This is a genomic window from Algoriphagus ratkowskyi (assembly GCF_002150505.1).
Classification (GTDB): Bacteria; Bacteroidota; Bacteroidia; order Cytophagales; family Cyclobacteriaceae; genus Algoriphagus; species Algoriphagus ratkowskyi.
On record NZ_MSSV01000009.1, the window covers coordinates 157,085 to 181,095 of the forward strand.

The 24,011-nt window shown below is 39.1% G+C and carries 19 protein-coding genes and 1 tRNA gene; 1 reads left to right on the plus strand and 19 read right to left on the minus strand.

Annotation, left to right across the window (positions count from 1 at the left end; translation table 11 throughout):
- Positions 1 to 20: 20 nt before the first annotated feature.
- The 17 genes from BVH02_RS11870 to BVH02_RS11950 all read right to left on the minus strand — a co-directional run bounded on the left by BVH02_RS11870 (position 21) and on the right by BVH02_RS11950 (position 20,407).
- The gene (locus BVH02_RS11870) at positions 21 to 3,725 is read right to left on the minus strand and encodes a sensor histidine kinase (protein ID WP_086501669.1); all 3,705 of its coding nucleotides are present in this window, start codon (positions 3,723 to 3,725) and stop codon (positions 21 to 23) included.
- Between the two features lie 56 nt (positions 3,726 to 3,781).
- Positions 3,782 to 4,033, minus strand: coding sequence for a hypothetical protein (locus BVH02_RS11875; RefSeq protein ID WP_086501670.1), 252 nt, complete (start codon positions 4,031 to 4,033; stop codon positions 3,782 to 3,784).
- A gap of 120 nt (positions 4,034 to 4,153) precedes the next feature.
- Positions 4,154 to 4,708 carry a DUF420 domain-containing protein gene (locus tag BVH02_RS11880; RefSeq protein WP_086501671.1) on the minus strand — a complete coding sequence of 185 codons (555 nt, stop codon included), beginning with the start codon at positions 4,706 to 4,708 and terminating at the stop codon, positions 4,154 to 4,156.
- Positions 4,689 to 5,363: an SCO family protein gene (locus tag BVH02_RS11885; RefSeq protein WP_086501672.1), complete on the minus strand. Its 675-nt coding sequence runs from the start codon at positions 5,361 to 5,363 to the stop codon at positions 4,689 to 4,691. Before BVH02_RS11885 ends, BVH02_RS11880 begins: the two co-directional genes overlap by 20 nt.
- Before the next feature lie 76 nt (positions 5,364 to 5,439).
- Positions 5,440 to 5,772 carry a cytochrome C oxidase subunit IV family protein gene (locus BVH02_RS11890; protein ID WP_086501673.1) on the minus strand — a complete coding sequence of 111 codons (333 nt, stop codon included), beginning with the start codon at positions 5,770 to 5,772 and terminating at the stop codon, positions 5,440 to 5,442.
- 18 nt (positions 5,773 to 5,790) lie between these two features.
- Positions 5,791 to 6,567: a cytochrome c oxidase subunit 3 gene (locus BVH02_RS11895; RefSeq protein WP_086501674.1), complete on the minus strand. Its 777-nt coding sequence runs from the start codon at positions 6,565 to 6,567 to the stop codon at positions 5,791 to 5,793.
- Between the two features lie 27 nt (positions 6,568 to 6,594).
- On the minus strand, positions 6,595 to 7,176 hold the full coding sequence (locus BVH02_RS11900) for a cytochrome c oxidase subunit 3 (RefSeq protein WP_086501775.1): 582 nt from the start codon (positions 7,174 to 7,176) through the stop codon (positions 6,595 to 6,597).
- 2 nt (positions 7,177 to 7,178) lie between these two features.
- Positions 7,179 to 8,081, minus strand: a complete 903-nt coding sequence (gene cyoE, locus BVH02_RS11905; protein ID WP_086501675.1) for a heme o synthase — start codon at positions 8,079 to 8,081, stop codon at positions 7,179 to 7,181.
- Between the two features lie 2 nt (positions 8,082 to 8,083).
- Complete coding sequence (locus BVH02_RS11910; RefSeq protein ID WP_086501676.1) at positions 8,084 to 9,160, minus strand: COX15/CtaA family protein; 1,077 nt, start codon at positions 9,158 to 9,160, stop codon at positions 8,084 to 8,086.
- On the minus strand, positions 9,144 to 11,027 hold the full coding sequence (locus BVH02_RS11915) for a cytochrome c oxidase subunit I (protein WP_086501677.1): 1,884 nt from the start codon (positions 11,025 to 11,027) through the stop codon (positions 9,144 to 9,146). The genes BVH02_RS11910 and BVH02_RS11915 overlap by 17 nt, the downstream gene beginning before the upstream one ends.
- A gap of 18 nt (positions 11,028 to 11,045) precedes the next feature.
- On the minus strand, positions 11,046 to 12,077 hold the full coding sequence (locus BVH02_RS11920; RefSeq protein WP_086501678.1) for a cytochrome c oxidase subunit II: 1,032 nt from the start codon (positions 12,075 to 12,077) through the stop codon (positions 11,046 to 11,048).
- A 22-nt stretch (positions 12,078 to 12,099) separates the two neighbouring features.
- On the minus strand, positions 12,100 to 13,392 hold the full coding sequence (locus tag BVH02_RS11925) for a quinol:cytochrome C oxidoreductase (protein ID WP_086501679.1): 1,293 nt from the start codon (positions 13,390 to 13,392) through the stop codon (positions 12,100 to 12,102).
- A 2-nt stretch (positions 13,393 to 13,394) separates the two neighbouring features.
- Entirely contained in the window at positions 13,395 to 14,093 is a 699-nt protein-coding gene (locus tag BVH02_RS11930; RefSeq protein WP_086501680.1) for a c-type cytochrome, read from the minus strand.
- 13 nt (positions 14,094 to 14,106) lie between these two features.
- A complete protein-coding gene (locus BVH02_RS11935; RefSeq protein ID WP_086501681.1) occupies positions 14,107 to 14,637 on the minus strand; it encodes a DUF3341 domain-containing protein in 531 nt (176 codons plus the stop codon).
- Positions 14,638 to 14,639: 2 nt separating this feature from the next.
- Positions 14,640 to 16,004, minus strand: a complete 1,365-nt coding sequence (gene nrfD / locus BVH02_RS11940) for an NrfD/PsrC family molybdoenzyme membrane anchor subunit (RefSeq protein WP_086501682.1) — start codon at positions 16,002 to 16,004, stop codon at positions 14,640 to 14,642.
- 17 nt (positions 16,005 to 16,021) lie between these two features.
- Complete coding sequence (locus BVH02_RS11945; RefSeq protein WP_086501683.1) at positions 16,022 to 19,105, minus strand: TAT-variant-translocated molybdopterin oxidoreductase; 3,084 nt, start codon at positions 19,103 to 19,105, stop codon at positions 16,022 to 16,024.
- A 39-nt stretch (positions 19,106 to 19,144) separates the two neighbouring features.
- Positions 19,145 to 20,407: a c-type cytochrome gene (locus BVH02_RS11950; protein WP_086501684.1), complete on the minus strand. Its 1,263-nt coding sequence runs from the start codon at positions 20,405 to 20,407 to the stop codon at positions 19,145 to 19,147.
- 365 nt (positions 20,408 to 20,772) lie between these two features.
- Between BVH02_RS11950 and BVH02_RS11955 the strand changes: the two genes are divergently transcribed.
- Positions 20,773 to 20,843, plus strand: a tRNA-Cys gene (locus tag BVH02_RS11955).
- Positions 20,844 to 20,959: 116 nt separating this feature from the next.
- Here the strand turns inward: BVH02_RS11955 and BVH02_RS11960 are convergent.
- Together BVH02_RS11960 and rpsA are read right to left on the minus strand one after the other, a co-directional pair.
- On the minus strand, positions 20,960 to 21,505 hold the full coding sequence (locus tag BVH02_RS11960; RefSeq protein ID WP_086501685.1) for an outer membrane beta-barrel protein: 546 nt from the start codon (positions 21,503 to 21,505) through the stop codon (positions 20,960 to 20,962).
- Positions 21,506 to 21,820: 315 nt separating this feature from the next.
- Positions 21,821 to 23,596 (minus strand): 30S ribosomal protein S1, encoded by a 1,776-nt coding sequence (rpsA, locus tag BVH02_RS11965; RefSeq protein WP_086501686.1) that lies wholly within the window; start codon positions 23,594 to 23,596, stop codon positions 21,821 to 21,823.
- Positions 23,597 to 24,011 lie beyond the last annotated feature (415 nt).

Here is a 24,011-nt window from a genome sequence, read left to right on the forward strand (position 1 = left end):
GAAGGTACTAAAAAGATGATTTATCCTATCAATGGAAAGGTAAGATAGAAGGTAGTACCCTTGCCTAGTTCAGTGTCGAACCAGATTTTGCCACCTGCAGTTTCCACACCGCTTTTTGCGATAGCCAATCCCAGGCCAGAGCCGGTGGATTTTGTAGAGAAATTAGGTATAAAGATTTTATCCTTCAGTTCATCTGAGATTCCTTTGCCATTGTCTGTGATTTCTAAGAAAACAGCCTGATCCGTCAACCATAGCCAAATTTTTATTACAGGCTTTGTTCCTGGCTCCACAGCTTGCATGCCATTTATTATGAGATTGGAAATCACTCTTCCAAAAAGCTTGTCATCACCCATTATAGGAATGTCTTTTTTGAATGAATCATCTTGAAAAACCAATTCTAATTGTTGGTCACCGCTAAACAGTTCTAAAACTTTATTCAACACAGATTTGAAATTAATCAACTCATTGTTAGGCAAAGGCATCTTTGCAAACGTGGAAAAAGAGGAAGCAATCCCGCTCAGCGCATCCACTTGGTGAATTAATGTCTCTAGCGATCTCTTTAGCTTTTCCGGCTCGTCTAATCTTCCTGCATCCTGCAAACGAATCAAGTGCTGCAGAGTAAGCTTCATAGGTGTCAGAGGATTTTTGATTTCATGAGCCACTTGCTTTGCCATCTCCCGCCATGCCGACTCTTTCTCTGTAGTTGCGAGTACTTTTTTACTGTTTTCCAGTTTGAAAAGCATGTTGTTATACTCATTTACCAATAGACCAATTTCATCTTTGGAACCCCAATACATAGGCTCATTATTTTCCAAGTTTGTAGCTTTTAGCTTTTGAGTAAGTAACTTGAAAGGAAATGTAAGATTGGTTGACACAAAATATGAAACGAATAAAAAGAGGATGAAAATCACCACAAAAGCATTGAAAATATTACTCAGCACATCTGCAATTAGCGTATTTAGTTCAGTTTCAGATTCAAAAAACGGGACAGCCAAAATCCCTAAATTCTTTTGATTCGCTGTGGCTGGAATAGATAGATATACTGCTTTGTACCTCAAATTCCCTACCTGCTCATCTGCTAAATATTGACTTTGGCCCATCTCCTGAATTTCCGCGATAGCTTTCGGATTGATTAGTGGTGAGAGTATCTTTTTATCAAAAATGTTTGGGCGGTTGGTAGATTCCAGTTTGCCTTCTACGCTATATAGATGGATATCACTTGCTGTAGTATTTGCTAGTTCGTTCACCTCTTCATTGAGGTCATCACTATTCACTTCTTCAGGCTTTTGGTTGTTGAGGAAGCTTCCGAGATTCCCCCTTATCAGTGTTGCCTTCTGTATATATTGCCTATCTAGGTCATTTCTATAGCTATTTGCCAATAGTCCAATCGTGATAATACTGATGATAAGAATGGGGAAAAAGAAGGCGAAATTAAGATAAAGCTGAAGCTTTGTGGAATAATTAAATTCAAAATTCTTGACACCAGTGGCCAATGTATTGGTCAAAATCGTCATGAAAGTCATGATAACGAAGAGAACGAAGAACAATGAAATATTTCCAAAAAAGTGGGCCAAGGTGATAATCTTGGAGGAAACTATGATCACTTCATCCCCATTATTAATCCCAAAATGGTGATATCCGCCTTGAGATACGCCATCTGTAAATAATGAATTCCGAGCCAAAACTCGCTCAAAATCTTTACTTAAGTAGTTAAAGGAGCCTGAGTTTCTTATAAACTCTTTATCCTGGAATATGGAATAATCATACACCACCGGATCTAGTTTGTCATTGTATTTTTTGTCCAACAAAAGTTTAGGATAAACGCTTGTAGACTGTACTCGTAATTGACGAAGCTCTAAAAAAACAGTTCCAAGCGAAGAACTTTCTTTGCTCATAGGCACAAAGGCCAAAAACCGATTTCCATTATTCGATTCATTGCCACGGATGAAGTATAAATCTTTTACACTCGTCGCATTATCACTTTTAATGTACTCTAATTGGAGGTCCTTTAGATTCTGAGAATTTGACGGCCCCAAGATTTGCTGTCCAGATGCAGCAAAAATACGGACTTGAACTTCAAATTGATCGAAATAATTATCTAGGTAGATTCTCCTGATTTTTGTTTCAATAGGCTCTTTAGAGAAAAGCGGATCCGAAATCCTATTTTGAATAAACAAATCACCTTTGATTCTAGTGAAAATTTCTCCTAGGAAAAATTCCGTCATCACATCATTCTCAATAAGATTTTGATTTGCAAACCGGGTTTTAGATTGAATTAATTCGCTTTTCTCAGCCTGAAATGTACTAATCCCACTAATAATTGCAGTAACCAAGCAGGCGAAAAAGAAGGTCAGAAATGTATCAAGTCCAAGTTTAAAGGCATTCTTAAATAACTCAAGTCGAATAATGGCAAATAGAAAGCCCAAGTGAATCAGGCAAACTACCCCACCCCAAACGGTGAAATAGAATAATACTCCTGCCATAGGAAGACCTACGATAACAAGCCATTTGTAATAGACATTTTTGCGTGGATTGATTTCCAATAGCAAGCTAAACATCGTCAGCGAAATCAGCACATACACAGCGCCCCAGAGAAATAGCATAAAAAAACTGATTCCTTTGAACCAGTCAAAAGATGGTATGGAGCTAATATCTAGTCCCCACTGCGAATTGAGCATTAAATCTCGTGGGAGTGACCACACCATGTAGACACCTATGGAGCTAACAATAACTGCGAAGAAGAAAAACACCAGAAACTCACGGTGAGATTTCAGAACTGCTATTTTTTCATGCATCGCCTTAGAGGCTAGCTGAAAGATCACCATTCCTAATATGAGACAACCGCACAAGGTGTTGATCATTAAATCACCAAGGCTAGGATTGAACCAGGATGAGGCATAATTAGAGGAATTGAATAAGGATAAATTGAGAACGTTGCTAGGAAAATCGAGCAACAACATCATCATTCTAAAACCTCCAAGAACTAAAATCGCATACCCAATAGCCTGCCATCTTAGTCCCTTTTTCCATTTACTTAATACAAAACCAAAACTTAAAAGAAAATAAAGTAGAAAAATAGAGGTAAAGAAAATTAGTATGGCGGGGTTAACAACCCTTCCTGAGGGGATATAGCCAAAAAGGAAATTTACTCCAAAAAGCGGAATTCCCGCAAGATTAGTGACTATTAAAGAAGCCTCGTCAGGATTGGCAAATAGCTCAAATCGATCGTTACCAAAGATTTCTGGATTTGCTCCAGTGATCAGGTAATTATTTTCAATATTTCCCGGCCAAATCAAGCGAAGCACATGAAGCATCACATAATCAACCCCATTTCTTTTGACATTTCGGACTTTAAGCAATAGAGTGCCATATGGATCTTCAAGGAGTTGGTATTCTCTCGTAAGATCTACTTGAGAAAAATCTAAGGTTAACGAGAAATCCGACCAATATACCAGTTTTTTATCCGGACTAAGTATGAAAAAAGGATAGCTATGATTAGGTGTACTTGTTTGCCCAAAACTCAAGGTATCATCAGGCCTAACATCCATTAGAACCCGAATAAAATCCTCATCAAACGCTCTATCTACTTTCTGCACACGATCCTGTAATGCCTGCAAATAGGTGTCTTGATCACTTTTTTGGAAGAAAAAGAAATTTAAGATTAATACAGCTAGAAGGGAGAAAATACTGATCAAAATGATCAGGCGACGAGAATCATGCTTCATTTAGATGTAAAATAAAAAAAGCAAAGTCCTTGATCAAACTTTGCTTTTCTATTCATTTATTTTAAGGCTATTTTAGCCCTTCTTTTTTTAGCGTTTCGATACCAGAAAAAGCCTAGTACCATCGCAATGGCGTAGGGCATAACAAAGAGGTACATGATACCAAGGTTCAACCCAGCTGCGATGCTAGTATCTCCATTTGCAACATTATTTTCGACTGAAGCCCGACACATGGCACACTGAGCAAAGCTAGAAGTGTGAACCAAAAAAGCTACGAGGCAAAGAAATCCGATTTTGAATGCTTTATTCATCTGTTAGAATTTATTTCAATTGTCATATGAAATCTAGCACAAGCAATAATCAATTTCCTGTGCTACTTAGAGTCATACTCGATATTATAATAGTCCTACGTTTTATAAGAACGCAGGTTTTTAATGTACGTAATACGGACTGATCATCAGGTAAACAATTACTCCACTGACAGTCACATAAAGCCAGATTGGAAAAGCAAATTTAACAACTTTCCGGTGTTTCACACGCTGATCTGTGTATCCATAATAGTAAGCAAAGAGGATTGGGAAAAGAGCCACGGCTGCAAGTATTATATGGGTAATCAACAGGAAGTAATAAAAACTCCTGATCGATCCTTCTCCACCAAAAGTGGTGCTTTCCGCCGCAGCGTGATAAATCACATAAGACACTAAGAAAATAGCTCCTAATCCAAAAGCGACAGTCATTGAAGCTCTATGGTAGGAAATATTTCCTTTTTTGATAAACACAAAGCCGGCAATCAAGGCTACTGTAGCAGCTGAGTTTATTATTGCATTCAGATGTGGAAGGAAATACACCCAGTCAGCTCCTAAATCAAGTTTGGCTGGCATAAAGATAAGTAACGCCACCACTATAGGGATGATCACGGATATGGCGATAATCCATCCTTTAACCTTTGCCTCATTCTCTAGCAGTCTATTCTCCTTCGCTTGCATGTAACAACACTTTAGTCTCTAACATCAATAAATCCACATCTTCCCTGGAGGTACCACTATAATACCCTCTAATACGACCTAGTTCATCGACTAGTACAAATTTATCACTGTGAACAAAATCGTCTGGAACACCCAAACCATCGATGGTTGGAATCATGAAACCACATTTGGCTAGGTTGTAAATCTTCTCTACATCACCTGTTAAGAAATCCCACTTGCCAGCTACACCATTATACTTTTGCGCATACTCATTGAGAATTTCAGGTGTGTCATAAGTAGGATCGATACTGATAGACATAATCTGAACTTGATCTTCATTTCTAAACATATCATTTACCCTTTCCATTTCTGAGGACATTTTAGGGCAAATGCTAGGACAGGACGTAAAGAAAAAGTCAACTATGGTGATTTTACCCTGCATTTCTGCTCTTCCAACTTCCCGTCCATCCTGATTAGAGAATGTAAACTCTGGGATGAAATGCTGAGTGGTATCTGAAGTAGGACAATCTTGATATGGACTATCTACGCCTTTCTCATAAAAGATTGGAATATCATACGTATTACTACCAAAACCTTTTAAGAACATAAAAATCAAGATAGGGACCAAAAGGATGCATACGAGCACGAAGCCTTGCAATATTCTTAAACTTTTCATACTAGTGGTTTAACAAAAAAGAAGGTTAAAGTGTCTCACTTCAACCTTCTTTTTAAATAAATATTGAGAAATTAGCCTAATACCAGCGTAATGAAAATATCACCGTTCCTTCTTTTACAAGAACAACTATGAGCCAAAACAAGAATACTATCGGTACTAAAATAGAATAAATCAATGGCTTGACCTCATCTCCGAGGTGCATGAATTCCATCATTATATATTTTGCTTTCCATACGGTCAATACCATAAACAGTACGTAAAGTAAGATGCCTCTAGGCATGGTAAAAGCCATTACGAATTCTGCAGCCGTTATTAACAGCAGAATCAACGCTGTTTTCCAGATTTTCTTAATCTTATCGTCGTTTCTAGGAACAACGGAAAGTGTAGATTTATTTTCTTGAATATCCATAATTCTAATTTTAAGGGCTTAGATCAGGTAGAATAAAGTAAATACAAAGACCCATACAAGGTCAACAAAGTGCCAATACAAACCGACTTTTTCTACCATTTCGTAGTGACCACGTCTGTCATAAACTCCAACAGCTGCCTGATAAAACACCATGAAAAGGAGTATCACACCTATAGTAACGTGGAATCCGTGGAATCCTGTGATAAAGAAGAAAAGGTTTGCGAAGGATGCTGGACCATACTCATTTACAACCAAGTTTGCTCCGAAAACTGTTTCAGTAACATTTTGGCTAAACACATTGATGTAATTTAAAACCGCTCCGGTGTCAGAACCATGAATGAAGTGATTCCACTCCCAAGCTTGACATCCCAAGAATGTTATGCCTCCAAAAAGCGTCCACAGCATCCACTTTACAACATCATTTCTGTCATTTCTGTGACCAGCTTCTACAGCCAATACCATAGTAACAGAACTTGCGATAAGTATAAAGGTCATTAGACCTACGAAAACAAGTGGAAGATGAACTCCATGTACAAATGGAATAGCATCGAATACCAGCTCAGGAATTGGCCAATATTCATTAGAACCTACAAAGTCCGTAGCAGGGCCTGCATAAGCAGGATAACTGACACGGATGCCAATATAGGTAATCAAAAAAGCAGCAAAAGTAAAGATATCCGAAAGTAGGAAAAACCACATCATGAGTTTCCCATAGCTAGCTTTGAGAGGTTCGTTACCACCTCCCCAAACGCCTCTTTTCGAACTTACTCCTATAGCAGTAGAATGCGCAGACATAAGATATTGATTTGTACTTGGTTAATTTTAATGATTCAAAAGCAAAAACATAAATAGATATAACCACAAAGCCGCTAAGAAATGCCAAAATGTGGTCGCCATTTCAAGTGTATCTAATGACTTGGAATGGACTTTATATCTATAAGTCGAAATTAATACAATAATCAGAAATATCACACCGCTGATTAAGTGAACTGCATGCAATCCTGTGAAAACATACAGAAAGGATCCTGAAGGATTGCCAACGAAAAACACATTTTCGTCAACCAAAGCTACCCAGCTATACCACTGACTTACTAAAAACCCAAGTCCAAATAGAACGGCTAAAGTAATACCTATCCTAAGCCCCATGAGATTATCTTTCTTTGCAGAAGAATAAGCGTATTGAAGGAATATACTGCTGATAATCACTATAGCAGAAGAAAACCAGAAAATGGATGGAAGATCATATTCTAACCAATTCCCTTCAGATTGTCTCACAATATAAGCACTTGTAAGGCCTGCAAAGATCATTACAATAGTTACTAAGAACAGCCATAACCCAAACTTCTTTGGATGCATAGCAATGGGCTGTTCTACCATATCGACGTATTTCAATTCCTTTTCCATCATTACGGTAGTTTATCTAATAAATATGCAATCTGTACGATTGGCAAATATAAAAAGGAGCCAAACATAATTCTAAGTGCCGATTTGCGAGAGCAATCTTTCATCAAGGAGAAAGTCTGAGCAAGAAATAAAACACCACATACAGTCGCTACAATGCCTGAAGTCATCCCCGTAAGTCCGAAATAAGTAGGAAGCAATCCGAGAGGCAACAAAAACAAAGTGTAAATCATTATTTGAATAGCTGTATTCAAATCTTTTCCACCACCACTTGGTAGCAACTTAAATCCTGCTGCCTTGTAATCCTCATCTCCAACCCAGGCAATAGCCCAAAAGTGAGGAAATTGCCAGATAAACTGAATTCCAAAGATTATTAAAGCTTCATGAGTAATAGCTCCAGTAGCAGCTGTCCATCCTAATAGCGGAGGAAGAGCACCAGGAATAGCGCCAACAAAAACAGCAATAGGACCTACTCTTTTCAGTGGCGTATATACAAATACATACAGCACCATACTTAAAATACCCAACCAAGTAGTCAGAGGATTGGTGAAATACCAAAGTAAACCTACACCTAGGATAGCTACTAATGATGTAACCCAAAGGGCCTCTTGTAAAGAAATGAGTTTTTGAGGAAGAGGTCGGTTTTGCGTACGCTTCATCAACTTATCGAGATCACGCTCAAGGATCTCATTGGCAGCGCAAGAGGCACCACTAATTAAGAATCCACCAATAGCTAAACCTAGAAATCCAGACCAACCAAAACTAACCCCGCGATCACCAAGAATGTAGCCAAATACTGCTGAGAAAGTAACTAAAGCAGAAAGCCTTAATTTAATCAACTCAGCGTAAGCTTTAACCTTGATTAGCACTATGTTACTAATATGGTCAGTTACTTCCACTGTCCTCATATTCAATTTGTATTTAATCGATATTGAACGTTTTCTCTGATTTCTAGAAGTAAGATGACTTGAACACCTATAATCAAAGTACCTAATAAGAGATGGATTGGCTGAAGAAATGCAGGGATACCGAAGTATGCCATTGTTATTCCTGTAGCTATTTCCAGTATAATCAGAATCATCAAGACCTGAGACCAAAGATTCACTTGAGACTTTCTAAGGGTATATTTGAAAGCCCAGAAGAAGTACAACACATGGATTGCTACCAGAACTATTGAGAACGACCGATGAATAAGGAATTCAAACCCGATTCTATCTATCCATTCGTTTCTAAGCATATTTCCAAGTGAGGAAGAAATTATATCTATCTGCTCACGAACCTGAGTACCTAACACAATCTGAATAAGCATTAAGAAAGTACCTATTAATAGGACTAACTCTATTCGTTGTGGGACGTCCATTTTCACCCCTTCACTTTTGACCAACTTGCCGGATCTATGATACACATTGATTAAGAGAGAGACTAGAAGCAAAGCTTGCAACATATGGAAAGTAATCATCCAGTGCAGCAAATTTGTAGAAACTACAATTGAACCTATCCATCCAATGAAAATCACAAGAATCAGATTGAAAACAGAAAGGATAGGAATCCATCGATCTAACTTACCTAGTGGAAAAGATTTCCAAACTGTAAGAATAATCAACAAACCAATGATAACTCCTGCCAATCGATTGAGATATTCAATCCATGTTTTCATTGGATTGAATTCTTCTTCAATAAGAATGGACTTATCATTTGCTATTTCTTCAGCTTTTTCTGAGAATCCTAGTCTTTCAATTGTGGCCACAAACCGTTCGTTCTTGGCAATTCTTTTATTTAAATAAATCTCCTGATAATTTGCTGGCAGTTGATCCACACTAGTAGGTGGAATAAAACTACCAAAGCATTTCGGCCAATCGGGACAGCCCATTCCAGAACCGGAACTTCTAACTATCCCACCGATAAGTATCAGTATATAAACAGCTATCACCGTAATTACACTCACACGGCGAAAGCTGTTTATCAATTTATCAGTGACTTGTTGCATTTGAAGCCATTACGTCTTCTTCTTCCTTCATAATCTCTAATTCAAGTTTAACCATTTCCTGCTCGTGAGGAAGGTTTGACTCTGGAGTAGCTGAAAGAGGAACAGTTTGCATAATGAAGTCCTCTTCAGCACCTGGCTTAGAGTAATCATATGGCCATCTATATACAGTAGGAATCTCACCTGGCCAATTACCGTGACCTGGTACAAGAGGAGTCGACCACTCCAATGTATTTGATCTCCAAGGGTTCAATGTTGCTTTTCTACCTTTATACATAGAATAGAAGAAGTTGAACAAGAAGATAAACTGTGCAGCAAAGGTGATGATTGCAGCTACTGACACAAACATGTTTAAATCAGTGTACATGTTCGCAAACTCAAAGCTTGTCCAGCTATAGTATCTTCTTGGAAAACCTGCGATGCCTATGTAGTGCATTGGGAAAAACACTAAATAAACTCCTACAAATGATAACCAGAAGTGAATGTATCCCAATTTAGCATCCATCATCCTTCCGAACATTTTAGGGAACCAGTGGTAAACACCAGCTACCATTCCAAAGAAAGATGCTGCTCCCATCACCAAGTGAAAGTGAGCAACTACGAAGTATGTATCGTGCAATTGAATATCAATTGCTGAGTTACCAAGGAAGATACCTGTTAATCCACCTGAGATAAAGAATGAAACCAAACCTATAGAGAACAACATGGCTGGAGTAAAAATCAAGTTTCCTCTCCAAAGCGTGGTCAAGTAATTAAATACTTTCACGGCAGATGGGATTGCAATAATCAAAGTAAGGAACATGAAGATAGATCCAAGGAAAGGATTCATACCTGACACGAACATATGGTGAGCCCAAACCACGAAGGAAAGCACTGTAATACCAAGCAAAGAAATAATCATCGCCTTGTATCCAAAGATCGGCTTTCTTGAGTTAGTAGAGATCACTTCAGATGTAATACCCAAAGCAGGAAGTAATACAATATACACTTCAGGGTGACCTAAGAACCAAAACAAATGCTGATATAGAACTGGGCTACCGCCTGTGTTAGGAAGAGCTTCTCCACCAATATATATATCAGAAAGATAGAATGAAGTACCAAAACTTCTATCAAATACCAATAGTAATGCCGCTGCAAACAGAACAGGGAAGGACAATAGTCCAATTACTGCAGTAAGGAAGAATGCCCAAATAGTCAAAGGAAGCTTAGAGAAAGACATTCCTTTTGTTCTCAGGTTAATTACCGTGGTAATGTAATTGATACCGCCCATTAGAGACGATGCAATAAATAAAGTCATCGCTACTAACCATAAGGTCATTCCAAGGCCTGAACCTGGAATTGCTTGTTCCAATGCAGATAAAGGTGGGTAGACTACCCATCCACCAGCAGCGGGACCAGTTTTAAGAAACAATGATATAAACATGATAACTCCAGAAAGGAAAAACAACCAATAGGAAAGCATGTTCATAAAACCCGATGCCATATCTCTAGCACCGATTTGCAATGGAATAAGAAAGTTGGAAAATGTCCCACTCAAGCCTGCCGTCAACACGAAGAATACCATAATGGTACCATGCATTGTCACTAATGCTAAATAGAAGGTAGGATCAAGTTTCCCGGTTTCGTCAATCCAACCACCCAAAATCGGACGAAGGAATGACATATCCATATCAGGAAAGCCTAATTGCAACCTAAACAGGATAGAAAGAAAACCACCAATCAGAGCCCAGAACATACCTGTTACCAAGTATTGCTTTGCGATCATTTTGTGATCTTGGGAGAAAATATATTTTGTTACAAAATTATCATGGTGCTCATGGTCATGATGATCGTGTGCTGCGTCATGATTTGCGACAGATGCTGTTGACATAATCTATAATTTTGTTTGTTACTTTTCGGTTATTTGAATTTCTGCAACCTCTTTTGTTTCAGAAGAAGTACCAGCTGCTAAAGCTGGATTCATTTGAATAAAAGACTTTTGCTCAGCATACCACTTCTGATAAGCTTCGGGCTCTACTACTTCAATTACTTTTCTCATTGAGAAATGACCGCGTCCACAGATCTCTGTACATGCTATCTCGTAGTTGAAATCTGGGTTCCCTGTTTCTATTCTCATTTCAGCAGTTGTCTTAGTAGGCACAAACCAAAAACGAGTTGGCATACCAGGTACAGCATCCATTTTGAGTCTCATATGAGGCGCAAATACAGAGTGCAAAACATCACGAGCTCTGATTTTGAATAGAACTGGCTCTCCTTTAGGTATTACTACTACAGGAGAAGGAAAGTCATCAATTGAGTTCTTATCCGTAAAGTCAACACCATGGGCATTAGTAGCAGTGATCATACGATAATCAAAGTCACCGAGCACATTATCTTTACCTGCATACCTGATATCCCACTGAAACTGTGAACCCATAATCTCTACGATATGAGCATTTTCAGGAGCCGGTGCAGTTATGTCTGACCATGCCATCCAGCCCGAGATAACTAAGCCTGCCAATACCACACCTGGTACAGCTGTCCAAATCACTTCAAGCTTGTTATTATGAGGATAGAAAGACGCTTTACGAGTCTCACTATATTGATATTTATATGGGAAAATGAACAACAATACGTGTGTAATCAAAAAGACTATTCCCGTAATCGCCATGGTCCACCAGAACAACGAATCAGTTACTACTCCATGTTCTGAAGCTACTGGTAAGTCATAATTGTCGAATTCCTTAATAGAATACCAAAACAATAAAATGGTTGAGCCTATTAGAAAAACAACAAATAAAATTGCGTTTATCTTGTTACTCCCTGAGGCGATCTTCTTATCAGATCCTTTTACCACAGAGACTAACGTTTGGATTCGATATACCATCCATATTATGGAAAATATCAAAAGAACCCCTACTCCAATCAGAAATCCGTACATACCTTAATTATTTCGGCTGTTATTAAATGTGATGATTATAGCTTTCTTCAAGCATTGGATGGTTTTTAGGAACCAATTTTCCTTTTGCCAATCCAGATAGAACTACAAAAGTAAAAGCTGCACCATATACTAGGAACATCCCTACTTCCATGAATCCAACGCCTCCATTATGTCCTAAAGTACCTGGCTGAACCATTAGGAAGAAATCTACCCAGTGACCAGCAATGATCATAAGACAAACAAGTTTCAAAAACACACCATGTCTCTTAGAATCTCTTGTCATTAATAACAGGAATGGAAGGACAAAGTTCATCGCTAAGTTCACAAATATAAATGGACCATAGATATCACTTGATAATCTCTCCAAGAAGTACACAGACTCCTCAGGGATATTTGCATAATAGATAAGCAAGAACTGAGAGAACCATAGGTAAGTCCAGAAAATTGTAAAACCAAAGATGAATTTCCCTAGATCATGAACATGGTTTTCATTAACCATTTCAAGAAGACCTTGACCTTTCAGAAACAATATCAACAAGGTCATTGTAGCAAGTCCAGCTACAAACCATGATGAAAACACATACCATCCAAACAGTGTAGAGAACCAATGTGTGTCAATTGACATTACCCAGTCCCATGCTGCAACAGAAGAAGAAACTGCGAAGAAGATTAAGAAATATGCAGACCAGCTTCTGATAGTATACCAGGAAGAAGTACCACCCGCTAAATCCTCATTATAGGTTAAGCTTTGAAATTTCTTAAAGAAGAACACCCAGAAACCAAAGAACAAAACCATTCTAATAACGAAGAATATAGGAAATGTACCCTTAGCCATTGGCCAGTAAAAGAAAGCTCCTTTGCCATCTATGATACTATCATAGTCTGCGGAAGCCTTATCAAATAAGGAAGCATGAGTCCAATGGAACAAGTCATGACTTGCCACAAAGAATGTAACAATCATCAAAACACCTGCAATTGGCAACCAATTGCCTAAAGATAGCATTACGCGTATGATAGCTGCTGACCATCCTGCCTGAGCGGCATACTGAATAGCAAAGAAGAAAACTCCTATGATTGCAATACCTGTATAATACACGTTATTAATCCAAAGGTTAGCGTATAGACGCTGGTACCAATGAAAAGCGTGACCTTCTGCCGCACCAGCTTCAGCATGACCACCACCAAATATCGCCATGATGATACCAATGATAAGCAGTATTGCTCCGATACCCAAAACTGTAAATAAGCCTTTTTTGGTCGCAGCTGTGAAATCAAATTTTTGATCCAGATTATAGTGTTGTACGTCGTGAGCCATAATTAATTAGCTGGAGTTTCTACTTGTGTAACATCTTGGTCAGATACTTCTGCTACTGCAGTATCAGCATTCTGTCCGCCTTGGAGATCTTGTTTCACATAGTGAACAATCTTCCATATGTTTTCTGGAGTAATCTGAGAACCATGGGCTCCCATTCTTCCTTTACCTTTCATGACTACATGGTAAATATGTCCTTCTGAAAGGCCGAGGTAAGCACCACCCTTTAGGTTGGCTACACCACCTATGATATTGCCTACAGTCCCATCTCCTTCACCACCCGCACCATGACATGGGGTACAATAAAGTTGAAACAACCGCTTGCCTTCAGTCAATACCGCATCATCTAACTTAATAGGGTTCTTAGTAGAAGCACTTTCTTCTACTTCAAATGCTTTATATCTATATGGCAAATAGCCGTTCTTATCCCTAGGAACAGTATTAGCAACTGGCTCACGCATATTCATGTTGTGAGGGTTGTTAATATTACTATTAAAATATTCGCCTTTGCCATCCTCTCGTGTAGAAATGAGATCACCTTTTGTCTCAAAATCAGTAATCTGCGTCAATGGCTCATAAGCAACCGAGTGATACATCTGAGGGGCAAATTCTAAGCCTTGATTCTCACCGCCAGCTCCACAGCTAGCAAGGGAAAACCCTGCTACTGCAATTCCTAAAATACCTACTGTTTTAGCAATCTTCATATTTCCAGATTTACTATTCAAAACTTTTTTTATTAACCTCTGATGCTCCAGAAGACTTCAAAATCTCTTCAATTTTAGCCAATTCAATAGCTGAATTATTAGCTATGTCAATTGCCATCACATGCTTATCATCAGTTATTCTCAAATCAAATATTCTTGGTTGTGCCCAAGGTTTTAGATCTGTGCTGACCATAAATACGCCTACCATACCGAACGAAGCCAATAAGACAGTCAATTCGAAGGTAACTGGAATGAATGTAGGTAAAGATCCAAAATCCTTACCGCCAATGATCATCGGCCAGTCAAATGCCATCATATAATACTGCATGGTCAAAGCCAGTGTAGTACCTAGCAGTCCAAATAAGAAAGCTGCGATTGGCAATCTACTTCTCTTGTAGCCTAAGTAATCATCTATCCCGTGAACAGGGTAAGGTGAATAGACCTCGTGAATTTGGATGCCTGAAGATCTTACCTGCTTAATAGCATGAAGTAATACATCCTCATCTTCATAAACTCCAGTAACAAAATGTGTATCTCTTTCCATGATTATTTATTCACTTTATCAGATGAAGACTTAAGAACAGCTTTCACTTCTGCCATATTGATTACCGGGAAGAATTTGGCAAACAAGAAGAATAATGTGAAGAACAAGCCAAACGTAAATAAGTATATTCCTACGTCCGCCCAAGTTGGATAGAACATCGCCCAAGAAGATGGCAGATAATCTCTATGAAGAGAGGTTACGATAATTACAAATCGCTCAAACCACATCCCGATATTCACTACAATTGATAGAATAAATGTAGCTACAATAGAAGTTCGGATCTTTTTAATCCAGAACAATTGTGGAGAGATCACATTACAGGTCATCATTGACCAGTAAGCCCACCAGTATGGACCGAACATTCTATTCATGAAAGCATATTGCTCTGCCTCTACGCCTGAATACCAAGCCATGAAAAATTCGGTGATATACGCAATACCTACAATGGAACCAGTGATGATGATTACAATATTCATCAATTCTATGTGTCCAATGGTAATATAATCTTCTAGGCTATAAACCTTACGGGTTACTATCATCAGAGTCAATACCATGGCGAAACCAGAGAAAATCGCACCTGCTACAAAGTAAGGTGGAAAAATAGTGGTGTGCCATCCTGGTATTACAGAAGTTGCAAAATCGAATGATACAATCGTGTGTACAGAAAGTACAAGTGGAGTAGCAAGACCAGCAAGGATCAAGGACACTGACTCATATCTGCTCCATGATTTTGCAGCGCCATCCCAACCAAATGAAAGTGCTCCGTAAATAATCTTTCTAAGACCTGTAGCTCTATCTCTAATGGTAGCGAAATCAGGAATCAAACCAATGTACCAGAAAACTAAGGATACAGAGAAGTAAGTGGAAATCGCAAACACATCCCAAAGGAGTGGTGAGTTAAAGTTAACCCAAAGAGATCCGAAGACGTTTGGAAGTGGAAGTGCCCAATAAGCTCCTAACCATGGACGTCCCATGTGAAGTACCGGAAACATCGCTGCGCAAATAACCGCAAAAATGGTCATCGCCTCAGCTGCTCTGTTAATAGAAGTTCTCCACTTCTGTCTGAAAAGTAATAGTACAGCGGAAATAAGTGTTCCGGCGTGACCAATACCTACCCACCAAACGAAGTTGGTGATATCCCAAGCCCAGCCTACAGTTTTGTTTAGTCCCCACATACCAATGCCTTCCCAGAGAGTGGCAATCACAGCAATAGATCCTAAAGCTAAAACCCCGGCAGAAGTAAGGAAAGCAAGGAACCACCTGATATTCGGTTTTGCTTCTACATGACGTGCCACATCATTTGTGACGTCATGGTAGGATTTACCTCCGGTAACTAACGGTTCGCGTACGGATGAAGTAACCTGCATAGTTTAATAAATTTTGATTACGCTTCGTTTAAGTCTTTATTTCTGATTTTGGTAAAGTACCAAACGTTTGGACTCACGTTGATCTCTTCCAAAACATGGTATGCTCGTTCCTCATTTACTTCCTTAAGTGCAGAAGTAGTATCTTCCTTAATCTTCAGAAGCTTGTAAAGATTGCTACTTGTGTCATTCATATCTCCAAAAACCAAAGCATCTGTAGGACATGCAACGGCACAAGCTACATTGATGTCTCCATCCTGAACTTTACGCTTCTCACGCTTAGCCTCTAGTTTCCCAGCCTGGATTCTCTGAACACACATGGAGCATTTTTCCATTACACCACGTGCACGAACAGTCACATCCGGATTCAAGACCATTTTACCCAAATCATCATTTTGAGCTACATTGACTCCTGCGAAGTCTTTGTTATCGTGGTATTTGAACCAGTTAAATCGACGCACTTTATACGGACAGTTGTTTGCACAATATCTTGTACCAATACATCTGTTATATGTCATTTGATTAAGACCCTCAGAAGAGTGGGTTGTAGCAGCAACAGGACAAACAGTCTCACAAGGAGCGTTGTTACACTGCTGACACATCATAGGCTGAAAAGTAACCTCAGGATTACTAGCAGCTACTTCCATTGCTTTCAAATCATCCGCAGGAGCATCTGAAGAATAGTAGCGATCTATTCTGATCCATGCCATCTCTCTTCTATTCAATACTTCCTGCTTACCTACTACTGCCACGTTATTTTCAACCTGACAGGCAATAGAACATGCAGAGCAACCGATACAAGAGTTCATATCAATAGCTAAGCCCCAGTGGTGCTGAGAATACTGGTGACCAGACCAAAGAGAAATCTTAGATGGCTTCACAAATTCACCTTCCTTGTAAATCTTTGGATGATATCTACCAGCAGAAGCATCTTTCTGATACTCGCTTAATACAGACTCCTGAATCACGTTCTCACGGCCCATAAATGTCTGATGGGTTTGCGTACGGGCAATTCTATAAGAATCTCCAGTTGCAGAAACTTCTACACCAGAGGTAATATCAAAATTCACAAAGCCTTTAGACGAATCAAGTAATTCGTAGGCGTTAACACCTACTCCATTAGCTACGCGTCCAGCTTTTGTCCTACCATATCCAACTGCCAAACCAAACGTACCTTCTGCCTGACCTGGCTGAATCATGATCGGTATGATCAATGACTTGCCATTAACAGAAATAGAAGCTTTGCTAGTCTCACCTTCATACATGGTCACACCGTTATCGGTAGCCCATTTTTGAGAAACAGTCAGGTAATTATCCCAAGTTGCCTTAGAGATAGGATCTGACATTTCTTGTAGCCAAGGGTTGTTAGCATAGGTGCCGTTACCAATACCTATTTTAGTATAAACTACCAATTCAGCAGAAGTATTATCAGCAGAATAATCACTCGACACAGCAGAAGCTGCGGCACTAACATTACCTACTGGAGCTAATGCTGATGTAGTAGAACTAATAGCTAAGACTCCATTGTATAAAGTCTGATCCCAGAATTGCTGGAAAGTTCCACCTGTTTCAACCTGAGCAAAAACATCACCTTGCCAGTTGTTTTGAAGGAAATCATAATAGGTAGTAGAATCACCTGCCCATACCAAGAAAGATTCTTGTGCTTGTCTAGTATCAAAAAGTGGCGTGATGGTAGGCTGAGCCAAAGAGAAGTGTCCCTTCTTTGGTTCGAAGTCATTCCAAGACTCTAGGAAGTGATGATCTGGAGCTACTATCTGCACTAAGGAAGATGTTTCATCCAAAGTACCATTAGTAGAAATAGTTACTTTTGTTTTTGCAAGTCCTGCAGCAATTTCAGCACCTCTCGCAAAATCATAGACTGGATTACAGTTATAGAATATAACTCCTCCTACTTTTCCAGCATTTAAATCAGTTACAAACTGATTCATTTTAGCATCATCACCTTTTCTATAATAAGCAGGGTTAGCGAAATCAACTGTTGTTCCGTTGCTACCAAGCATTTCATTGATTGCATTGATTACCACCTGAACATTTGGATCATTTGATCCAGAGATGACCAAAGAAGCATTCTTGCTAGCCCAAAGATCAGTAGCTGCTTTCTCTAAATGTGCTACTTCAACCGCTGGAGCAGAAACTGTAGCTGCACCCGCTTTCTTAGCAATAGCATTATATAAAGCAAGAACAGCCAAACCGCTTTGAGAAGCTCTAATTGGAGTTCTATAATCAGCATTGGCACCAGCAAGGGACAAGTTAGATTCAAACTGATAATGTCTAGACATTTCAGGCTTCTCTTTGCTGATTTTTCTTGTCTGAGCATATTGACGAGCAAATTCAATTGGAGAAATCCAAGACCCTAAGAAGTCAGCTCCAAAGGATACAATTGTTTTTGCTTTGTCAAATGAATAGGAAGGAAGAACTGCTGAACCGTAATAAGTCTCCGCAGCCTTTGTAATACCATAATTAGAAAGTGGATCATACATGATTAATTCCACGTTACCATTTCCATCAGCTAATTGCTGGATCGCTTTTAGGGTAGATGGTGAAATGATCGTGTTAGATACTACTTTCACAGCACCTGCAGAAGCAAGAGCAGACTTAGCCTGCGCGTCTACAGTTTTCCAATCGGATGGTTGACCACCGCTGTAAGGAACTGCCAATCTTTCTTTATCATATAATGAAAGAACAGAAGCCTCAACGATCGCATTTACTTTTCCTTTATTGATAGGAGAAAGATCGTTTCCGTCAATTTTGATTGGACGACCTTCCCTAGTCTTTACTACTATAGAAGCATAATCTCCACCAGTAGAATAAGTCGAAGCGTAATAATTAGGGATAGATGGATTAATATCAACCGGCTTATTCACATAAGGGATCATCTTCCTGACTGGAGCCTCACATGCTGCCAAAGAGGCTGCTGCTAAGCTGAATCCCATAACTTTAAGAAAATCTCTTCTAGTAGAACTTCCGTCTTCATTTACTACGGATGGAAGTTCGGGAAATTCACCCTCGGCTTTTTTTACAAACTCAGGGTCATTGCTTAACTGCTCAAGCCCTTTCCAGTACGTTTTTTTATTTTCCTTCATTTTATGATATAAGAATGAATTTGCGAAAAGAATAATGAATTAATAGTGACACTTAGCACACTCCAAACCTCCGATGTCTTTGACTTTCAAAGCATCTTTAGAGGCAGAATGAACCTGAACCAACTTATCATAATAGGCATTGCCTTCAGTGGTGATTTCCGTCTGTCTGTGACAGTCGATACACCAACCCATGGTAAGCGCACTATGTTGTCCGACTACTTCCATTTCCTGAATAGGACCATGGCAAGTCTGACATTCTACCTCTCCCACCACCACGTGCTGAGAGTGATTGAAATAGGCCAAATCAGGAAGGTTGTGAACTCTTACCCACTCAATTGGCTGATTATTATCTACCGCATCATAGATTTTCTGAATTTCTGGAGAAACACCTTCCTTACCTTGTATGTTTTGCACATGTGTGTGGCAGTTCATACAAATGTTAGCTGAAGGAATATTTGCCGACTTACCGATCTCCACACCAGTATGACAATACTGACACTCGATCTGTAATGTACCAGCGTGAAGTGCGTGTGAATAAGCAATTGGCTGCTCTGGAGCATATCCTTGCTGTAAACCAACAGAGTAAAGTCCATCAAGGGCCGTTTTGGCAACTAGTGCGATCACAAGTGCAGTCACGATAACTACAAACATGTCGCTTTTAAATACTTTTTTAAGATCTGTCTTCTGATTGACAAACTCATCATCATCAGCATCAAGATCTTGCTTCGTCAGGTATTTAGTCAGTACCGAAATTATCAATCCTAGTACAACCAGAATCAAAAGAAGAACAACAACTAATACGCCTAGTATTACAGTAAGATATTCGTTTGGAATCCCTCCGCCTGTCGCAACTGCAGCACCATCAGCTCCAACCGTAGCTACTGCTGCCGAAGGATCTACTACATCACCAAATTCTATATAAGAAAGCAGGTTGTTTAGATCGTCATCCGATAAAAACTCGTGAGCTGGCATCGGAGTACCATTAAATTCTTTAAAAAGCTTGTTGTAATAAGCATTACCCGAAGCAATTACAACTGCTGAGTTTTTTATAAAGCTTTTCACACTTTCAATACCAGATCTATCGGTTGACCCCCTTAGGGCAGGTCCAACTAACTTCTGGTCGAGTTTGTGACAAGTCTTACAATTGGTATTGAATAGAGCCTTTCCTGCTGCTACTGCTTCGTCGCCACTCTCAACCGCAGGATCTGCAGCAAAAGCCTGCATCCCGATCAGCATGAAAAACAGCACTGCCAGTGTGTGGAAATTCGATCGAACCCCTACTAACGAGCGTTTAGATAACATATTATAGCTAATTAAATAGTTTATGTGGTTTATTATAACCCCTGCAAAGGTACTACCCGAAGCCAATTTTTCAAACTGGAATTGATAGTATACGGATGTTTGTCCAGACCTCCTTTTGATTTCATATCGCATTGTTTAACAGTTATTTAAGCATTTATTATTGGCATATATATAATTTAGAATCGATATAAATAGAATGTATTTTGCCGCCATCCGAAACTTCAAATGAATTATCACGATATACCGCTTCTGATTAATGGATTCAAATTAAAGTTCAGGCTCATTGGCAAGCAAAGTTTAAAAATAAGTAATTCCTTTTTTGCAGATGTAGAGATAATAACTACATTTGCATTCCAATTGAGATTGGTCGAGTGGCCGAGTGGCTAGGCAGAGGTCTGCAAAACCTCGTACAGCGGTTCGAATCCGCTCTCGACCTCAACAAAAAAGCATCCCGAATTCGGGATGCTTTTTTCATTTTCATAAGTCTCCCTATATTTTTCTCTAAAACAGATATCCTACACCAAACTGAACTCCCAGCTCTTGTAAGACTTGCTAATATGTCCCTTCTTTCTCAAATGGAATCACATTATGTCTTTTATAATTTGGAAAAATGGAGAAAGAAAACTTCTCCTTTTTCAACTTAGCTCCCAATCCTATTAAATACCCAAACCCGCTTTGGTCGGATAAATTATTTTCTTCTGAAAGCTGAAAATCTAAGACCGGCCCGGCTGCTGCATAAAAAATCTTCCCTAATGCATACTCCGCATAGACAGGAATAGACAGCATCTGGAAATCGGGATTATGAATATAGCCACTCGCGCAATAAATACATGGAGGAGAATTTGGATTGAAATCAACCTTAGCAAAGGAATAATTTAAGCCTCCACTAAGTGAGAACTTATCATTAATACTTTTTGAAAGAAGAATGCCCACCTCCATTAAATTCTCAATATCCACAGAGCTAGCTCCATCGAGATCTTCGTTCCAATTGGCCATAGCTCCCGAAGCGCCAAAATAGCCTTTCAACTCTAACCCTGATTGCGCAGTGACCGAAAAACTAATTGAAAGGATAAGTAATAGTAAAAGTGCATTTTTCATAAGGTCAAAATTAATGATAAAACTAGTTTAGCCAGTACGAAAGACTGAGTCGAAATACTACAAAAACTCATCAAACAGCATAACACCTATCACAACTAGTCCTGCTTCGGGAGAAGCAGAACAACCATAAGAAACAAAATGGAAGACATGGTACTAGTTGAGGTCCAAGTCTGAAGACTTGAACCAATATTCAATTGTTTTCTCCGCGGGACCTCTGTGTACTCTGTGGTTAAATCAAAAAAAAACGCCGACTTTTCAGCCGGCGTTTTCAATATATTAAGTAAGTCTCGATTCTAATATCTAGAATCTAATGCCTTACTTCTTTCCTTCCATTTGCTCTTTCAACTGAGTCAATGCGTCCAAGTCACCAAGTGTTGACTTTTCTGCCGGAGCTGAAGAGGTAGAAGTAGAAGCAGAACCTGAATCAGATTTCTTCTTGGCTTCTTTCTTAGCTGGCTTCGCATCTTCTCTGAACATCGCTGTGTGAGAAAGAACGATTCTCTTATCATCTTTAGAGAATTCAGATACTTTGAAATCCAAAGACTCACCAACCTCTACTTGAGATCCGTCTTCTTTTTCCAAGTTCTTCACAGTAGCAAATCCTTCAAGACCGTAAGGTAATTCAAGAACTGCACCTTTGTCATTTTTGGAAACTACAGTACACTTATGCTCTGATCCAATAGGGAATACAGATTCGAAAGTATCCCATGGATTTTCTTCCAATTGCTTATGACCAAGAGCAAGTCTTCTGTTGTCCACATCAAGCTCAAGAACAGCTACTGCTAGCTCGTCTCCTACTTTTACAAACTCAGATGGATGCTTAATTTTCTTAGTCCAAGAAAGATCAGATACGTGAACCAAACCGTCGATACCTTCTTCCAATTCAAGGAATAGACCGAAGTTAGTCAAGTTTCTTACCACACCTGTGTGCTTAGAACCTACTGCGTACTTAGTACCCATGTCGTTCTTAGTCCAAGGATCTTCAGTCAATTGCTTGATACCAAGAGACATTTTTCTGTCGTCTTTGTCCAAAGTCAATACTACAGCTTCGATTTCGTCGCTTACTTTCACAAAGTCAGCAGGATTTCTCAAATGCTGAGACCAGCTCATTTCAGAAACGTGAATCAAACCTTCAACACCTGGAGCAAGCTCAAGGAACGCACCGTAGTCAGCTACGTTTACGATCTTACCCTTAACTCTAGATCCAATTTCAAGGCTTGACGCCAAAGAATCCCAAGGATGAGCAGTAAGCTGCTTCATACCCAAAGAAATTCTCTTCTTATCATCATCAAAGTCAAGAACCACAATCTGAACTTTCTGATCAAGTTGCAATACTTCTTCTGGGTGATTGATACGTCCCCAAGAGATATCTGTAATGTGAAGAAGACCATCTACACCACCCAAATCGATGAATACACCGAAGTTAGTCATGTTCTTGATCACACCTTCCAATACTTGACCTTTCTCAAGGTTGTTTAGAATCTCAGCTTTTTGCTTCTCAAGATCTTTCTCGATCAACACTTTGTGAGATACTACTACGTTATCATTTGCGTGGTTGATTTTCACCACTTTAACTTCCATTTTCTTACCTACATAGATATCGAAATCTCTAATAGGCTTCACGTCGATCTGAGAACCTGGCAAGAATGCTTCAACACCGTAGATATCTACGATCAAACCACCTTTAGTTCTTCTTTTCACAAGACCTTCGATCACGTTATCAAACTCAAGCGCATCTTCGATGTCTTTCCATGCACGTACAATCTTAGCTTTCTTGCGCGAAAGGATTAATTGTCCTAGTGAATTCTCTTGCTCTTCGATGAATACTTCTACTGTATCACCTACATTGATAGACTCAAGGTCTCTGAATTCAGAAAGAGGAACCAATCCGTCAGACTTAAAGCCTACGTTGATGATTACATCTTTATCATTAACACCTACTACAGTACCTTTGATAACTTCTTTTTCAGTGATCGTGCCCAATGTATCTTCATACATCGCAGCCATTTGAGCGCGTTCTTCTTTGGAATAGCCTTCACCAAAACCTTTGGTTTCGATACTGTCCCAGTTAAAATCTTCTTGTTTTGACATAATAGTACAAACCCTGAATAGCAACAGTCCGCGGGTCAAAAGACTATCGTTTTTAGTTGTAAATCAGCGTATTAGGTCAACCAAATACACACCATTCACTCGAATGGATTACAAAGGTAGGGATTTATTGATAAAGGAGGTAGAAAACTTCTTTCATGTTGATCTGATTCCTTTAGGTACTGAGAGAGATTTTATTAGTCACCATTGAGTATTTTATAGTGCTGCAGATTAATACTTGGAATGATGCATCAAAGAAATTAAACTTGAAAAGAATTACTACTGCAGATTGCTAGAATATGTGCAGATAACCTAAAAACATTTTGATGAGTTTAGACTACTTTCTCAAGTGCGTTTATAGGCCTCAAATGAAAGTGTAAGGCTACTTCAAAACAAAAAGCCAATATAGCCGAGGTAG

Excerpts from the sequence above, each read along its gene's own strand:
- BVH02_RS11900 (WP_086501775.1), bottom strand. The coding sequence starts at position 7,176 with ATGGAAAAGGAATTGAAATACGTCGATATGGTAGAACAGCCCATTGCT.
- BVH02_RS11915 (WP_086501677.1), bottom strand. The coding sequence starts at position 11,027 with ATGTCAACAGCATCTGTCGCAAATCATGACGCAGCACACGATCATCAT.
- BVH02_RS11945 (WP_086501683.1), bottom strand. The coding sequence starts at position 19,105 with ATGAAGGAAAATAAAAAAACGTACTGGAAAGGGCTTGAGCAGTTAAGC.
- BVH02_RS11950 (WP_086501684.1), bottom strand. The coding sequence starts at position 20,407 with ATGTTATCTAAACGCTCGTTAGTAGGGGTTCGATCGAATTTCCACACA.
- BVH02_RS11920 (WP_086501678.1), bottom strand. The coding sequence starts at position 12,077 with ATGTACGGATTTCTGATTGGAGTAGGGGTTCTTTTGATATTTTCCATA.
- BVH02_RS11875 (WP_086501670.1), bottom strand. The coding sequence starts at position 4,033 with ATGAATAAAGCATTCAAAATCGGATTTCTTTGCCTCGTAGCTTTTTTG.
- BVH02_RS11925 (WP_086501679.1), bottom strand. The coding sequence starts at position 13,392 with ATGGCTCACGACGTACAACACTATAATCTGGATCAAAAATTTGATTTC.
- cyoE (WP_086501675.1), bottom strand. The coding sequence starts at position 8,081 with ATGAGGACAGTGGAAGTAACTGACCATATTAGTAACATAGTGCTAATC.
- BVH02_RS11960 (WP_086501685.1), bottom strand. The coding sequence starts at position 21,505 with ATGAAAAATGCACTTTTACTATTACTTATCCTTTCAATTAGTTTTTCG.
- BVH02_RS11930 (WP_086501680.1), bottom strand. The coding sequence starts at position 14,093 with ATGAAGATTGCTAAAACAGTAGGTATTTTAGGAATTGCAGTAGCAGGG.
- BVH02_RS11910 (WP_086501676.1), bottom strand. The coding sequence starts at position 9,160 with ATGCAACAAGTCACTGATAAATTGATAAACAGCTTTCGCCGTGTGAGT.
- BVH02_RS11890 (WP_086501673.1), bottom strand. The coding sequence starts at position 5,772 with ATGGATATTCAAGAAAATAAATCTACACTTTCCGTTGTTCCTAGAAAC.
- BVH02_RS11895 (WP_086501674.1), bottom strand. The coding sequence starts at position 6,567 with ATGTCTGCGCATTCTACTGCTATAGGAGTAAGTTCGAAAAGAGGCGTT.
- nrfD (WP_086501682.1), bottom strand. The coding sequence starts at position 16,004 with ATGCAGGTTACTTCATCCGTACGCGAACCGTTAGTTACCGGAGGTAAA.
- BVH02_RS11885 (WP_086501672.1), bottom strand. The coding sequence starts at position 5,363 with ATGAAAAGTTTAAGAATATTGCAAGGCTTCGTGCTCGTATGCATCCTT.
- rpsA (WP_086501686.1), bottom strand. The coding sequence starts at position 23,596 with ATGTCAAAACAAGAAGATTTTAACTGGGACAGTATCGAAACCAAAGGT.
- BVH02_RS11880 (WP_086501671.1), bottom strand. The coding sequence starts at position 4,708 with ATGCAAGCGAAGGAGAATAGACTGCTAGAGAATGAGGCAAAGGTTAAA.
- BVH02_RS11935 (WP_086501681.1), bottom strand. The coding sequence starts at position 14,637 with ATGGAAAGAGATACACATTTTGTTACTGGAGTTTATGAAGATGAGGAT.
- BVH02_RS11870 (WP_086501669.1), bottom strand. The coding sequence starts at position 3,725 with ATGAAGCATGATTCTCGTCGCCTGATCATTTTGATCAGTATTTTCTCC.